Here is a 14,578-nt window from a genome sequence, read left to right as displayed (position 1 = left end):
GGTGGCAGAAATTAAAGTCCCAGAATTAGCAGAATCAATTACAGAAGGTACGATCGCACAGTGGTTAAAGCAGCCTGGTGATGCAATTGAAAAAGGCGACTATGTTGTAGAATTAGAGACAGATAAAGTGAACGTCGAAATTATCTCCGAATATAGCGGAGTTTTAAAGGAAGTTAAGTTTGCTGAAGGCGATACAGTTAATGTTGGTGAAGCGATTGCGATTATTGAAGAGGGTGGTACAGCCGCTGCTGCATCTGAAGAACCTGCAAAAGAAGAGCAGAAACAAGAAGCAGCGCCTCAAACACAACCTGAAAAAAATGTACAACAGCCAGAAACAACAACAGTGGACAATACAAATCGTCCGATTGCTTCTCCAGCAGCAAGAAAACTAGCTAGAGAAAAGGGCATTGATCTTTCCCAGGTGCCGACAGCCGATCCGCTTGGACGAGTACGTGCACAAGATGTTTCAAGTTTTACTCCTGGACAAACATCAGCACCTGCAGCTCAAGCACCAAAACAAGAGCCAAAAGCTCAAGAGTCTCAAGATACAACGAAGCCAGTTGAAAGAATTCGTATGTCGCGCCGCCGCCAAACGATTGCGAACAGACTTGTTGATGTACAGCAAACATCTGCAATGCTAACTACTTTTAACGAAATTGATATGACAAATGTAATGAATCTTCGTAAGCGTCGTAAAGATCAATTCTTAGAAGAGAATGATGTAAAATTGGGCTTTATGTCTTTCTTCACAAAGGCTGTTGTAGCAGCGTTGAAGAAGAATCCTTTATTAAATGCAGAAATTCAAGGTAATGAAATTGTCTTAAAGAAATTCTATGACATCGGTATTGCCGTATCTGCTCCAGATGGCCTTGTCGTACCTGTTGTACGTGATGCGGACCGCAAAAATTTTGCTGAAATCGAAAAGGATATTTCAGAACTTGCTGTTAAGGCTCGTTCTAATAAATTGGCGCTTTCAGATTTACAAGGTGGAACATTCACCATCACAAATGGAGGAGTATTTGGATCTTTATTATCAACTCCAATCCTTAATGGGCCCCAAGTCGGTATTCTTGGTATGCATAGTGTCCAAATGCGTCCGGTTGCAATCGATGCTGAAAGAATGGAAAACCGTCCGATGATGTATGTTGCTCTATCTTATGACCATAGAATTGTTGATGGTAAAGAAGCTGTGACATTCCTAGTGAGAGTTAAGCAATTACTTGAAGACCCTGAATCACTGTTATTTGAAGCATAAGAAATATTGAAACCCACCGTTTGCAAACGGTGGGTTTTTTTGATGAGCTTTATTGAATTTTTATAAGCCAGTTGAGATCTAATTCTTAAACGGTTTCAAGCCTCTTCTTCTGATTTCATCTTTCAAAAGTTTGGCCCATTCCTCATCCTTACCTGATTTTAATGCATCACGATACGAGACAATCAACAATTCGTTACTCATAATCTTCATTTGCATACCTCCTGGAAAAGGATATAATATTCTGACTGTTTATCTATTGTAAATCTTTTTGAAGATTTTGAAAACCCATTTAACATATTTGTAACAATTAAAAAAACGACATATCCTTACGGAATTCAAAAAGCACTAAAGCCATTTGCACTAATTATTAAATGTACTATGTTTTATACAAGCGCATTTTGTGGTAAATAAAACTATCACCATTTTAGAAAGAGGGTCATATAATGAAGTTATTTACCGAAAATGGCTATTATGAAGTGGTGTATGAAAACAAATCTTATGAGTTTTTGGAATTTATTCGTATAGATACCATATGTGATAAAAGTTATGTAACATTAAAAAATGTTGTCACTGGAGAGATGTTTACTTTCGATCAAGAAAATATCCATAAAGTCCGAAAAAGACTCTTTCATTTTCCATCAAAACGAAAAAGAAAGGAAAATAAAGTTGCGAGTTATATCGATTATTCCATATAATAAAGGTTGGAAATGGTAATACAAGAAGGAGTGGCAGTAATGAGACATTTAACATGGAACAACTCGGAAACGTTAAAAAAGGTAAAGTGTATTCATACTAATGCAGAAAAATACATTGTTAACCACGCATTAACTGTAGGAGAAATTTATGATGTAAAAAATGAAACAGAGGAGTTCTACTTTATTGTAGACAATTCTGGTAAAGTTGGGGGATTTTACAAGGATTATTTTGAAGACATTCAGTAAATAATAATACTTCTACTTAATAAATAGCGGTCTTAAATTTCGTAATTAACGACTTTTGAGGCTGCTATTATTATGTTAGAAATAAAAGCTCAATTAATATGTTGTAGGGAGTGCTGAAAGTGTTGTTTACTTTTCGAGGAGATGCCCATAGATTATATCTTCAAATAAGAGAGCGAACTAATAACAAATTAGCTGTTCAACAACTTAAAAATTTGAGAGAGATAGAAGAAATTAAAAACACTTATCAAAACATCGACAGCAGTGCTTTAAAACTAATTTATTATCGAATGATTAAGGAAAAAAATGGTTCGGGAATTATTCCAATCTTTGTCACTTCCATTCCATGGCTTTTATTTTTATTTTCTACTCAGCTCCAGCAATTTCTTTTTAAAGAGGGGAGTCTATTATGGGCAATATTCGTATTTATTTATGTTTTGGTTCTTACCTTTAGCGCTATTATTCATTTTCGTGAAAAAGCTTGGGCATCGGTACATATTGAAATTATACAAGATATCTTAAGTAAGAGATAATATTTTCATAAGGCTTATGTGCATAAAAAAAGAGCTGTCAAAACGACAACTCTAAGTCATTAAATACTATGGTCCAGATTCTTCTGAGCTGAAATTAATAATCTAGCGGATATTAAACGTTTTCTAATGGTAATGCCAATCCATGAAGCAAGTGCAGCTTTAATGATACCAACGATTAGAAATGGGGTAAACCCGCTGGCAAAGGCGGCTGTCCATGTTAGGCTGGCAGATATTTTCAGCCAAACTGTACCAAATATCAATGTGACAATCATCCCGATTATATTTGCTATTAACGCGTTTTTAAAGTTAAAACCCCATTTTTCCATGTATATTCCCATCAAAAAGGCAGCTGGAACGAAGCCTACTAAAAATCCTCCAGTTGGACCAACAAGTTTTGAAATCCCTGCGGAAAATTCTGCAAAAACAGGTACACCTGCAGAACCTATAATTAAATACAAAATAACAGAAAGGGTACCGTAACGAGCGCCTAATATGGTAGCAGCAAGTCCAATTGCTAGTGTTTGTCCGGTAATTGGGACAAGCGGGAGAGGGATTGTCAGTTGCGCTAAAACTCCAATGACAGCAGCAAAGAGAGCTGTCAGAATCATTGATCTTAATTTAAGTTGTTCTTTAGTCATTCGTCTATCTCCTTTTGGTTAACCTTTATGCATTTTCAGTTGACATATAAACTATAAAATTATCTGAAATATTTGTCAACATCTTTTCTAGATTTTTTCCTATTTAAGTAGAAAAAAATCTGGTCTTATTATTTTAATTAGCAGTTACCATAAGCAGTTTCTTTTTCCTTATATATGTTATCGAACGTGATTATCTCATTAAAATGAGTTAAAATTTAAATAATATATAACATTTTATTTAGAAGGGGATGGGTCCTATGAGAAAGGCACTTTTAAACATTGATTATACCGTTGATTTTGTGAATGGTGCATTGCCTTGCGGTGAACCAGGGGAAGCGATAGAAGAGGAAATATCGAAGATAACCGAAACTTTTATTAGTGAAGGAGATTATGTTGTCTTTGCGATAGATTTACATACAAAAGATGATCCACACCATCCAGAAACAAAACTTTTTCCGCCCCATAATATAGAAGGTACGAGCGGCAGAGATTTGTTCGGTAAACTAAAAGAAGTTTATGAAAAAAACAGAGACCGCGATCATGTCTATTGGATGGATAAAACTAGATACAGTGCATTTGCTGGGACGGACTTAGAAATAAAATTGAGAGAAAGAGGAATTACAGATCTTCATTTAGTGGGAGTATGCACTGATATCTGTGTCCTGCATACAGCAGTAGATGCCTATAATAAAGGTTTCAATATCTTTGTCCATGAAAAAGCTGTTGCTAGTTTTAATGAAACAGGTCATAAATGGGCATTAGAACATATAAAAGGATGTTTAAATGGTTCAATAATATGAAATAGCTGATGTAGATTATTGTTGAGGGTGCTCAAATATGTTGATGAAATGATGTTTGTGCATACTCATGCTGCATTGAAGTAAAAGTGAAGGAGAATGAATATGGATGAATTCTATCGAGATGACAGCTTAACTCTGCATACTGATTTATATCAAATCAATATGGCGGAAACATATTGGGAGGATGGGATACATAATCGAAACGCTGTATTTGAATTGTATTTTCGAAAACTTCCATTCGGAAATGGGTATGCTGTTTTTGCTGGATTAGAAAGAGCAATTCAATACATACAACAATTTAGATTCACGGAATCTGATTTAGAATATTTAAAAAAAGAAGCAGGATATGGTGATGATTTTCTCCAGTATCTGAGTACATTAAAGTTTACAGGAAATATACGATCTATGGTGGAAGGGGAAATAGTATTTGGAAATGAGCCTTTGATGCGGGTAGAGGCGCCGCTTGCGCAGGCACAACTTGTTGAAACAGCTCTGCTTAACATTGTGAACTATCAAACCTTAATCGCAACAAAAGCCTCAAGGATAAAACAAGTTGCCGGTGATGAAGTTTTAATGGAATTTGGGACACGAAGAGCACAGGAAATGGATGCTGCCATATGGGGAACTAGGGCTGCTTATATAGGCGGTTTTAACTCAACTTCAAATGTTCGTGCTGGAAAGTTATTTGGGATACCTATTTCAGGGACACATGCACATTCACTGATTCAAGCATATCGGGATGAGTACACAGCTTTTCACAAGTACGCTAGAAGGCATAAAGATTGTGTCTTTTTAGTGGATACATATGATACGTTAAGGTCGGGTGTACCAAATGCGATTCGTGTGGCTAAGGAGCTTGGTGATAAAATAAATTTTGTGGGGATAAGATTGGATAGCGGGGATCTGGCCTATCTTTCAAAGGAAGCCCGGAAAATGTTAGATGACGCTGGTTTTACTGATACAAAGATTGTTGCTTCAAACGATTTAGATGAGTACACGATAATGAATTTAAAGGCTCAGGATGCCAAAATTGATAGTTGGGGGGTTGGTACAAAGCTAATTACCGCCTATGATCAGGCGGCATTAGGAGCTGTCTATAAACTAGTCTCTATTGAGGACGAAAATGGAAAAATGACTGACACAATTAAAATTAGCGGGAACCCTGAAAAAGTGACAACACCTGGCCTTAAGAGAGTCTACCGAATCATTAATTCGACGAACCATAAATCAGAAGGTGACTATATCGCACTTGAGGATGAAAACCCGGTGGAAGAAGAACCGCTTAAAATGTTTCATCCAGTTCACACATTTATTAGTAAGTTTGTAACTGATTTTGAGGCTAAGGAGCTGCAAAAAGATATTTTTACAGGTGGGAACTTAGTGTATCAATCACCGAGTCTGCCTGAAATGCAGGCATATTGCAGTGAAAATCTAAAACTTCTTTGGGAGGAATATACTCGTTCCTTAAATCCTGAAGAATATCCTGTCGACTTAAGCCAGAAGTGTTGGGACAATAAAATGCGAAATATACAAGAAGTAAGAACGAAAATAAAAGAAATGAAATCATAGTATTTGCATTACAATCTTGAAAGAAGGGGGTTGACTGTTATGAATGTACAGGAAAAAATCATGAAAGATTTAAATATTAAAGCTAACATAGATCCTAAAGAAGAAATTAGAAGTCGGATTGAGTTTTTAAAGAATTATCTTAGGAAAACAAAAGCAAAGGGGTTTGTCTTAGGAATAAGCGGCGGACAGGATTCATCTTTAGCGGGAAGACTTGTGCAGCTAGCAGTTGAAGAGTTAAGAAGTGAAGGATATGAAGCAAAATTTTGCGCAGTTCGTCTTCCATATGGCATTCAGCTAGATGAAGATGATGCAAGGAGAGCACTAAAATTTATAAAGCCCGATGAAGAGTATGTTTTCAATATCAAGGATTCTGTTGATGCGTTAAAAAAGGAATTTGATATGATACATGGGGAGCCATTAAAAGATTATCATAAGGGGAATGTTAAGGCCCGCATGAGGATGATAGCGCAATATGCAATCGGTGGTCAAGAACAGCTGCTCGTGGTAGGAACTGACCATGCTGCTGAAGCAGTTACTGGGTTTTATACAAAATATGGAGATGGCGGGGCAGATATTCTCCCGCTCTCTGGACTAACAAAACGACAAGGAAAGGCGCTGTTGAAGGAATTAAAGGCAGAAGAAAGACTTTATTTAAAAGTTCCAACTGCTGATTTATTAGACCATACTCCTGGGCAGGCTGATGAAACAGAATTAGGGATTACTTATGAAGAGTTGGATGACTATTTAGAGGGAAAGAAAGTGCCGCCTAATGTCGCAGAAAAGATTGAAAAACGCTATTTACTTTCAGAGCACAAACGACAATTACCTGCTACTATGTTTGATGAGTGGTGGAAATAGCCGATCCCATATAAAAGGCAGCTTTGCGCAAAAAAGGTGACTCTCTAGAGAGTCACCTTTGCTGTTAAGTGTTTATAAGCTAGTTCAACCTTTTCATCGCTTGGTGGTTCGATATCTTTAAGAGGGTAATCTAGTCCAAGTGCTTCCCACTTGTATACACCTAATTTATGATATGGAAGAACCTCAATTTTTTCAATATTTGTAAGAGTACCGATAAAGTCACCAAGTCTTCTCAAGTCTTGTTCTTCATCGGAAATGGTTGGTACTAGAACATGGCGGACCCATATTGGCACATTTTGACTTGATAAGAATTGAGCAAATTCCAGTATATGATCATTTGCCATTCCTGTTAATTTAATATGCTTTTTTCGGTCAATATGTTTTAAATCCAAAAGTATAAGATCTGTATACTTTAATAATTCCTTTAGATTTTGCTGGAATTGTTCTGCATGTGAATAGCATCCGCCAGATGAGTCAATGGTGGTATGAATCCCAAGCTTTTTACATTCTTTAAATAACTCGATTAGAAAAGGAATTTGCAGAAGAGGTTCGCCTCCGCTTACAGTAATTCCACCGCCAGATGCCTCGATGAAAGGGAGATATGATTTAAGATCATCGATGATTTCGGAAACAGACATTTGTTTACCAGTTCCAATCTCCCAAGTATCCGCATTATGACAAAATTGGCAGCGTAAGAGACAACCTTGAGTAAAAATAACGTAACGGATTCCAGGACCGTCAACTGTTCCAAATGTTTCAATAGAATGAATATTTCCGTTCATGATGAAAACTCCTTTCGAATGAAGAAAGGGGAGCAGGCAGGAACTCCCCATCTTTATAAATACAATTTTTTTTGCTCGTTACATTGTAGCGTGGAAGGTACGGTTAATAACATCTAGTTGCTGTTCTCTTGTTAATTTTATAAAGTTTACAGCATAGCCAGAGACACGAATCGTTAATTGTGGATATTCTTCTGGATGCTCCATAGCATCTAAAAGAGTTTCTCTATTAAAGACGTTAACATTTAGGTGGTGTCCTTGTTTAACAGCATAGCCATCTAGAATACTTACCAGGTTTTTAATACGGCTGTCATCATCTTTTCCTAATGCTTTTGGTACAATGGAGAATGTATTAGAGATCCCATCCATTGCGTAGCTGTATGGAAGCTTTGCGACTGATGATAGGGAAGCTAGTGTACCTTTTGTGTCACGGCCATGCATTGGATTTGCGCCTGGTGCAAATGGTTCACCCTCACGGCGGCCATCAGGTGTGTTACCTGTCTTTTTACCGTATACGACATTTGATGTGATCGTTAAGATTGACATCGTGTGAACAGAGTTGCGGTATGTTTGATGCTTGCGAAGTTTTTTCATAAAGATTTCAACAATTTCTACCGCAATGCTGTCAACACGGTCATCGTTATTTCCATACTTAGGGTAGTCACCCTCGACCTCAAAATCAACAGCTAAACCATTTTCATCGCGAATTACTTTAACATTTCCATATTTAATCGCACTTAATGAGTCAGCAACAACACTTAAACCAGCAATTCCCGTTGCCATTGTACGAACGATTTCTGTATCATGTAAAGCCATTTCAATTCTTTCATATGCATATTTATCATGCATGTAATGTATGATGTTTAATGTATTAATATAAAGACCCGCCAACCATTCCATCGTGCTGTCAAATTTCTTCATCACTTCATCATAATTTAAAACATCTGAAGTAATAGGGGAGTAAGCAGGACCTACTTGAACATTTTTCTTTTCATCCTTGTTTCCGTTAATAGCATAAAGAAGAGCTTTTGCAAGGTTTGCACGAGCACCAAAGAACTGCATTTGCTTCCCAATCTTCATGGCTGACACACAGCAAGCGATCCCGTAATCATCCCCATATTCAGGTCTCATGATATCGTCATTTTCGTATTGAATAGAGCTGGTTTTAATCGACATTTTTGCACAATAGTCTTTAAAACCTTCAGGTAGCTGTTTAGACCATAGCACTGTTAAGTTTGGCTCAGGAGCTGGTCCGAGATTATCTAGTGTATGCAAGAAGCGGAAAGAGTTCTTTGTCACTAATGGGCGTCCATCAAGAGCCATACCGCCAAGTGATTCAGTTACCCAAGTAGGATCACCGCTGAATAATTCATTATAATCAGGTGTTCGTGCAAATTTTACTAGACGGAGTTTCATGACAAAATGGTCCACAAGCTCCTGTGCTTCTTGCTCTGTTAGAACTCCATTTTCTAGATCTCTTTCAATATAGATATCTAAAAAAGTTGACACTCTGCCTAAACTCATCGCTGCACCGTTTTGTTCTTTTACTGCAGCTAAGTAACCAAAGTATAACCATTGGAAAGCTTCCTTAGCGTTAGAAGCAGGTTTTGAAATATCGAAACCATAGCTTTTTGCTAATTCTTTTAACTCTAGGAGAGCACGATACTGTTCTGACATTTCTTCACGCAATCTAATCACATCTTCTGACATGACAGATGAAGTGTTAGCGAAATCTTTTTGCTTTTCTTTAATAAGGAAGTCTACACCATAAAGGGCAACGCGGCGATAGTCACCGATGATACGACCACGGCCATATGCATCTGGAAGACCTGTGATAATTCCTACTTTACGAGCAAGCCGCATTTCATCGGTATAGGCATCAAATACACCTTGGTTATGAGTTTTACGGAAGTCCGTAAAGACTTTTTCAACATCCTTGTTCATTTCATAGCCATAAGATTCACAAGCCTGCGCAGCCATTCTAACTCCGCCAAATGGCTGCAGGGAACGCTTGAATGGCTGGTCTGTTTGTACACCGACAACTTTCTCTAAGTCTTGATTTAGATAACCAGGTCCATGTGAAGTGATCGTTGAAACAATTTCAGTATCCATATCAAGAACGCCGCCTTTTTCACGTTCCTGCTTTGTTAATTCCATTACTTGCTTCCATAAATCTGATGTAGCTTCAGATGGCCCTTGTAAGAAAGTATCATTGCCTTTATATGGAGTGAAGTTCTTTAGTATAAAATCGCGAACGTTTACTTCTTTCTGCCAAGTTCCGTTAGAAAATCCATTCCATTGTTCCATGTATAAACACCTCTGAATGTGTATTTTTTTATAACAGTGAGTTGTTTTAACTATATTTGAAGTATAACAGGTATATTGTGAAAGTGATCACATAGTTTGTGAATTTATTATGAACAGTGGTTTAAGAAGAGTTCTTGTCCAAAAGTTGCTAATGAAAATTAAAAATCTGTACTATAACGATTGGAATGTTATTCCAAACTGTTATAGATGAATTTAAGGTGATAGAACGTTAGCATTATTGTAACGTGAGAAATGATTGAAGAGTTGATCGATATTTGTAAAAATCTTGAATACAAATACTGGTAAAATGTTTTGAGGGATAAATGAGGTAGGGGAGGGAGGGAATCACCTCCCGCATTGTTTAATCTACCACTATATAGGCTATCATAGGACCGTTACTATGTTTATCAGGATGTGTTAAGCAAACTAAACGATAAATACCTTCTTTGTTGAATTGAACCTCCACTACGGATTCTTCACCTTGTTTAACAACGCCTTCAATTTTCGTTCCTTCAATAATGAATGGATGCTCTCTACCGTTTACTCCATAAATTCTTAGAATTACTTTTTCATTTTTGTTAATAAATATCGTTCCAGGATCCCACCGATATGCCTCAATTTCTTGACCATCTTCAGTTTTAGCTTTAAATTCTCCTGTAACTAGATGAATTTCACGTGCATGTCCTTTTTCTGACTGATTAAAAGTTGTTACTGCTTTAGAATTTACATAGAACAAAATGGATGCTGAAATGACAGAGACAAAGATGAGGAAAAAAATAAAAAATGATCGCTTCTTTAAAATATAAATATGCAAACCTTTCACCCCCTAAGTTTTCACTACTAACATATGCGAGGAAGAAGGGGATACTTGTCTTATTGTTAAAAATTTTTCACAAAAAAAACCGCCACTCCTGATGGTGTGACGGTTACTTGATTAAAGTGGAAACTAGGAGCATTCCAAAGGAGATGACAATTGTGATGATTACCCACATCCATGCTAAGCCAGTATTGCCCGATTCTAATGCAACATAAATGGCCATAGGCATGGTTTGTGTTTTGCCAGGCAAGTTGCCAGCGAACATCAGTGTTGCACCAAATTCACCAAGTGCACGAGCAAAGCTTAAAATTCCTCCTGAAATAATTGATTTATAAGCCAGAGGTAAGGTAATAAAAAGAAAGACTTTCCATTCTGACGCACCATCGACTCTAGCAGCTTCTTCAATCCCTTTATCAACCGATTTAAATCCGGTGACACAGGATTGATACATTAGGGGAAAGGCTACAACAGTCGAAGCAAGTACTGCCGCCCACCAGGTAAACATAATAGGCTGTCCGAAGATGGTGTCAATCAATCTTCCTACAGGACTATTAACTCCAAAAATAACAATTAATAAAAACCCAACAACAGTTGGGGGTAAAACAAGGGGAAGTAACATAGCAGTTTCGACAGCGATTTTCCCTTTAAAATTCTTGCGGTACATGAGTCTTGCTAATAGTATTCCTGTAAATAAAACAATTACTAAGGATATGGATGCTACTTCAATTGATAGTTTCACAGGAGACCAGAAATGTTCATTCATATACTATCTTTTCCATACGCGAAAGCCATATTTTTCAAATATCTTCTGTACATTATTCGTTTGAAGATAATGATAAAAAAGCACGGCGTGTTCATGATTTTTAGATGCCTTTACAACTCCGGCGGGGTAAACGATTGGATCATGAGAATCGTCAGCAAGTTCCGTAACGATTTTCACTTTCTCAGATGCTTGGGCATCCGTTTTATAAACAAAACCAGCATCCACATTGCCTGTTTCAACGTAAGTAAGCACTTGTCTAACATCCTTCGTAAATACCGTTTTTTTGCTAATCGACTCCCACTGGTCTATTGAGAGTAAAGACTGCTTCGCATAATGACCTGCTGGGACAGTATCTGTTGTGCCTACGGCTACTTTCTTTACTGAACTCTTCGTTAATTCTTCAATAGCTGCTAGATTAGAATCCATTGGCGCAATTAGAACGAGGCTATTTCCAATTAGCTCCGTTTGGTTAGATTGATCGATTAAGTCATTGGAGACTAATTCTGCAAATGGTTGTTCAGCGGCAGAGATAAAGATATCCACAGGAGCACCTTGTTTTATTTGCTGTTGAAGGGAACCAGAGCCGCCAAAATTCAATACTAATTCAACACTGTCATTTTCTTCCTCATAAATGGCTTTAATTTCCGTAAGGGCTTCGTTGAGACTTGCTGCTGCCGATACGGTTAAAGTGATCTCTTCATTACTGTCCTGGGGTGAATCATTGCTGCAGCCTGCTAGGAAAGCAAGGATAAGCAGCAGGGAGATTTTTAAGCTTATGTATTTCATTCTGTCATGCCTCCAAAAGGTTGTTGCATATTAGGAATTATAACGGAAAATGGCAGTTAAAAATAGATAAAATCATTTTTAGTAAATTAGATTACAAAATGATGATAGAACATAAGAGAAATTTGTGAGAGGAAAAAGAAAAGACTAAAGAAATATCTTTAGTCTTAGTAGGATATTATTGTAAATTTTGCTCCACTCGCTGACATACCTCATCAGCAGACAATCCATTTGCCTCTATGACGGGACCAGAAATGACTGTGTCCTGCATTCCCATTACATTTGAATCTAGTCCTGTAATAACACAGCAATCGCATCCGTTTGCATCTAATTCTTGGCTTAATTCTACCACATCAAAGCCTTTTTCCCGAAGTGCTTGCTGAACATTTTTCAGAGATTGTTCTACACCAATTTTCGCCATAACTTTTACACCTCCTCCATAGAATAGAATGTGTTTTTTTTACAAAAATATGCGATTGAATAAAAACGAGACAATTATGTAAAAGTAAGGATGGAGGTGCTGATAAAGTGAAAAAAAGAAAAGCAGATCCTTCAACAATTGGCTTAAACTCTTCACAAGTTGAAGGACAGGGTACAACTAATGTTGAAATTGATGGAAAAAGTGTCTCATCAGCTAGAAAAAAGACGAAAAAACGTGATGTATGATTCAAAAACGAGAGAGCCTCCTTTGAGACTCTCTCGTTTTTGAATATTATTTATACATTTCCTGGATTTCTTTTTGAAGTTCTTCATTTTCTAAATACTCATCATAACTCATTTGCTTATCAATCATTCCTTTAGGAGTAAACTCAATGATACGATTAGCAATTGTTTCAATAAATTGATGGTCATGAGATGAGAAAATTAACGAACCCTTATAGTTAATAAGTCCATTATTTAAAGCAGTGATTGATTCGAGATCCAAGTGGTTTGTAGGTTCATCAAGGAGTAACACGTTAGCACCGCTTAGCATCATTTTCGACAGCATACAGCGTACTTTTTCGCCTCCAGAAAGAACACTTGCTTTTTTCAGCACTTCTTCACCAGAAAAGAGCATTCTTCCTAAGAATCCCCGCAAGAAACTTTCACTTTGGTCGTTAGGAGAAAACTGTCGCAGCCAGTCAACTAGGTTTAACTCACTATTTTCGAAGTACTTTGAGTTGTCTTTTGGAAAATAAGCTTGAGATGTTGTGACACCCCATTTAAAGGTACCGCTATCTGGTTCCATTTCGCCCATTAGAATCTTGAAGAATGTCGTTTTCGCTAATTCGTTTGTACCAACAAGTGCAATTTTATCGTCCTTATTCATCGTAAGGCTAATATTGTCCAGAACTTTTTCTCCATCGATTGTTTTCGTAATCCCTTCAACACGTAATAAATCATTACCAATTTCTCGTTCTGGAGTAAAGGCTACGTAAGGGTATTTACGGGAAGATGGGCGAATATCATCCAAAGTTATTTTATCTAATAATTTCTTTCTTGAAGTTGCTTGTTTCGATTTCGATGCGTTAGCACTGAAACGTGCGATAAAGCTTTGCAATTCTTTAATCTTCTCTTCTTTTTTCTTATTAGCATCTTGAGCCATTCTTTGGGCCAATTGGCTGGATTCATACCAGAAGTCATAGTTACCAACATAGATTTGAATTTTACCAAAATCTAAATCCGCAATATGAGTACATACTTTATTCAAGAAATGGCGGTCATGGGAAACCACGATAACTGTGTTCTCAAAATTAATTAGGAATTCTTCTAACCATTGGATGGCTTTTAAATCCAAATGGTTCGTTGGCTCGTCCAGAAGTAAAACGTCTGGCTTTCCAAATAAAGCTTGTGCTAAAAGGACTTTTACTTTTTCCGAACCGGAAATATCGGCCATCTTTTTTGTATGAAGATCCTCTTCAATGCCTAAACCCTTTAGAAGGATTGCTGCTTCTGATTCTGCTTCCCAGCCATTAAGTTCCGCAAATTCACCTTCAAGCTCGGCAGCTTTCATTCCGTCTTCATCGGTAAAATCGGCTTTCATATAAATAGCATCTTTTTCTTGCATGACTTGGTATAATCTTGCATGTCCCATAATGACTACTTTCAATACTTCTTCTTCTTCATACTCGAAGTGATTCTGTTTAAGGACTGCAAGGCGCTCACCAGGTCCTAAATGTACACTGCCTGTTTGTGATTCAATTTCACCTGATAAAATCTTTAAAAAAGTTGACTTTCCTGCACCATTGGCGCCGATAAGGCCATAGCAGTTACCAGGCGTAAATTTAATATTAACATCTTCAAAAAGTTTACGATCTCCATATCGTAAGCTGACATCTGTTACTGTAATCATTTAATATCCTCCAAAATAAGCAATATCTCACATTATACCATTTTCGACAATAAGAAGGAAAAAATTCCTCTTATTAAGGAAATTGTTAAAGGATATCTGTTTTTTATACAGAATTAAATAATTAAGATAGAGAAGGGAACAAAAATTTCTTTTGAGAATTTTGAAGTTTGTCACAATTTTTCTATTAAAACAAGGAATTTTAATAA

General features: G+C 37.0%; 17 protein-coding genes. 8 read left to right on the top strand and 9 right to left on the bottom strand.

The window, feature by feature from the left end; all coding sequences use genetic code 11:
- Position 1: 1 nt before the first annotated feature.
- Positions 2-1,255, top strand: a complete 1,254-nt coding sequence (gene odhB, locus CZ487_RS16505) for a 2-oxoglutarate dehydrogenase complex dihydrolipoyllysine-residue succinyltransferase (RefSeq protein WP_077213371.1) — start codon at positions 2-4, stop codon at positions 1,253-1,255.
- A gap of 78 nt (positions 1,256-1,333) precedes the next feature.
- Here odhB and sda read toward each other — a convergent pair whose 3' ends face one another.
- Positions 1,334-1,465: a sporulation histidine kinase inhibitor Sda gene (gene sda / locus CZ487_RS16500; RefSeq protein WP_077213370.1), complete on the bottom strand. Its 132-nt coding sequence runs from the start codon at positions 1,463-1,465 to the stop codon at positions 1,334-1,336.
- Positions 1,466-1,698: 233 nt separating this feature from the next.
- Between sda and CZ487_RS16495 the strand changes: the two genes are divergently transcribed.
- From CZ487_RS16495 to CZ487_RS16485, 3 genes are all read left to right on the top strand, one after another.
- Positions 1,699-1,950, top strand: a complete 252-nt coding sequence (locus CZ487_RS16495; protein ID WP_077213369.1) for a hypothetical protein — start codon at positions 1,699-1,701, stop codon at positions 1,948-1,950.
- Positions 1,951-1,989: 39 nt separating this feature from the next.
- On the top strand, positions 1,990-2,196 hold the full coding sequence (locus CZ487_RS16490) for a DUF6501 family protein (RefSeq protein WP_077213368.1): 207 nt from the start codon (positions 1,990-1,992) through the stop codon (positions 2,194-2,196).
- Between the two features lie 119 nt (positions 2,197-2,315).
- Positions 2,316-2,726, top strand: a complete 411-nt coding sequence (locus CZ487_RS16485) for a hypothetical protein (protein ID WP_337189747.1) — start codon at positions 2,316-2,318, stop codon at positions 2,724-2,726.
- A 59-nt stretch (positions 2,727-2,785) separates the two neighbouring features.
- On the opposite strand, the gene CZ487_RS16480 is transcribed toward CZ487_RS16485, so the two are convergent.
- Positions 2,786-3,364 (bottom strand): biotin transporter BioY, encoded by a 579-nt coding sequence (locus CZ487_RS16480; protein ID WP_077213367.1) that lies wholly within the window; start codon positions 3,362-3,364, stop codon positions 2,786-2,788.
- A 257-nt stretch (positions 3,365-3,621) separates the two neighbouring features.
- Here CZ487_RS16480 and CZ487_RS16475 point away from each other — a divergent pair, with 257 nt between their 5' ends.
- The 3 genes from CZ487_RS16475 to nadE all read left to right on the top strand — a co-directional run bounded on the left by CZ487_RS16475 (position 3,622) and on the right by nadE (position 6,591).
- Positions 3,622-4,164 (top strand): cysteine hydrolase family protein, encoded by a 543-nt coding sequence (locus CZ487_RS16475; RefSeq protein ID WP_077213366.1) that lies wholly within the window; start codon positions 3,622-3,624, stop codon positions 4,162-4,164.
- Between the two features lie 102 nt (positions 4,165-4,266).
- Positions 4,267-5,733, top strand: coding sequence for a nicotinate phosphoribosyltransferase (locus CZ487_RS16470; protein ID WP_077213365.1), 1,467 nt, complete (start codon positions 4,267-4,269; stop codon positions 5,731-5,733).
- Between the two features lie 39 nt (positions 5,734-5,772).
- Positions 5,773-6,591 carry an ammonia-dependent NAD(+) synthetase gene (gene nadE / locus CZ487_RS16465; RefSeq protein ID WP_077213364.1) on the top strand — a complete coding sequence of 273 codons (819 nt, stop codon included), beginning with the start codon at positions 5,773-5,775 and terminating at the stop codon, positions 6,589-6,591.
- 44 nt (positions 6,592-6,635) lie between these two features.
- Here nadE and pflA read toward each other — a convergent pair whose 3' ends face one another.
- The 6 genes from pflA to CZ487_RS16435 all read right to left on the bottom strand — a co-directional run bounded on the left by pflA (position 6,636) and on the right by CZ487_RS16435 (position 12,461).
- On the bottom strand, positions 6,636-7,373 hold the full coding sequence (pflA, locus tag CZ487_RS16460) for a pyruvate formate-lyase-activating protein (RefSeq protein WP_077213363.1): 738 nt from the start codon (positions 7,371-7,373) through the stop codon (positions 6,636-6,638).
- A gap of 78 nt (positions 7,374-7,451) precedes the next feature.
- Positions 7,452-9,677 (bottom strand): formate C-acetyltransferase, encoded by a 2,226-nt coding sequence (pflB, locus tag CZ487_RS16455; protein ID WP_077213362.1) that lies wholly within the window; start codon positions 9,675-9,677, stop codon positions 7,452-7,454.
- A gap of 361 nt (positions 9,678-10,038) precedes the next feature.
- Entirely contained in the window at positions 10,039-10,491 is a 453-nt protein-coding gene (locus CZ487_RS16450) for a cupredoxin domain-containing protein (RefSeq protein WP_077213361.1), read from the bottom strand.
- Between the two features lie 112 nt (positions 10,492-10,603).
- A complete protein-coding gene (modB, locus tag CZ487_RS16445) occupies positions 10,604-11,257 on the bottom strand; it encodes a molybdate ABC transporter permease subunit (RefSeq protein ID WP_077213360.1) in 654 nt (217 codons plus the stop codon).
- A 3-nt stretch (positions 11,258-11,260) separates the two neighbouring features.
- Positions 11,261-12,043 (bottom strand): molybdate ABC transporter substrate-binding protein, encoded by a 783-nt coding sequence (gene modA, locus CZ487_RS16440; protein WP_077213359.1) that lies wholly within the window; start codon positions 12,041-12,043, stop codon positions 11,261-11,263.
- Positions 12,044-12,218: 175 nt separating this feature from the next.
- Entirely contained in the window at positions 12,219-12,461 is a 243-nt protein-coding gene (locus CZ487_RS16435) for a YkuS family protein (RefSeq protein WP_077213358.1), read from the bottom strand.
- A gap of 107 nt (positions 12,462-12,568) precedes the next feature.
- Between CZ487_RS16435 and CZ487_RS26370 the strand changes: the two genes are divergently transcribed.
- The gene (locus tag CZ487_RS26370; RefSeq protein ID WP_139339585.1) at positions 12,569-12,706 is read left to right on the top strand and encodes a YuzL family protein; all 138 of its coding nucleotides are present in this window, start codon (positions 12,569-12,571) and stop codon (positions 12,704-12,706) included.
- Positions 12,707-12,752: 46 nt separating this feature from the next.
- Here the strand turns inward: CZ487_RS26370 and CZ487_RS16430 are convergent, their stop codons facing one another.
- Positions 12,753-14,372, bottom strand: coding sequence for an ABC-F family ATP-binding cassette domain-containing protein (locus tag CZ487_RS16430; protein ID WP_077213357.1), 1,620 nt, complete (start codon positions 14,370-14,372; stop codon positions 12,753-12,755).
- Positions 14,373-14,578 lie beyond the last annotated feature (206 nt).

The sequence above is a fragment of the Robertmurraya dakarensis genome (genome assembly GCF_900156875.1).
Classification (GTDB): domain Bacteria; phylum Bacillota; class Bacilli; order Bacillales; family Cytobacillaceae; genus Robertmurraya; species Robertmurraya dakarensis.
Note: the sequence above shows the minus strand (reverse complement) of the source record. Positions and strands in the feature narration are given on the sequence as shown.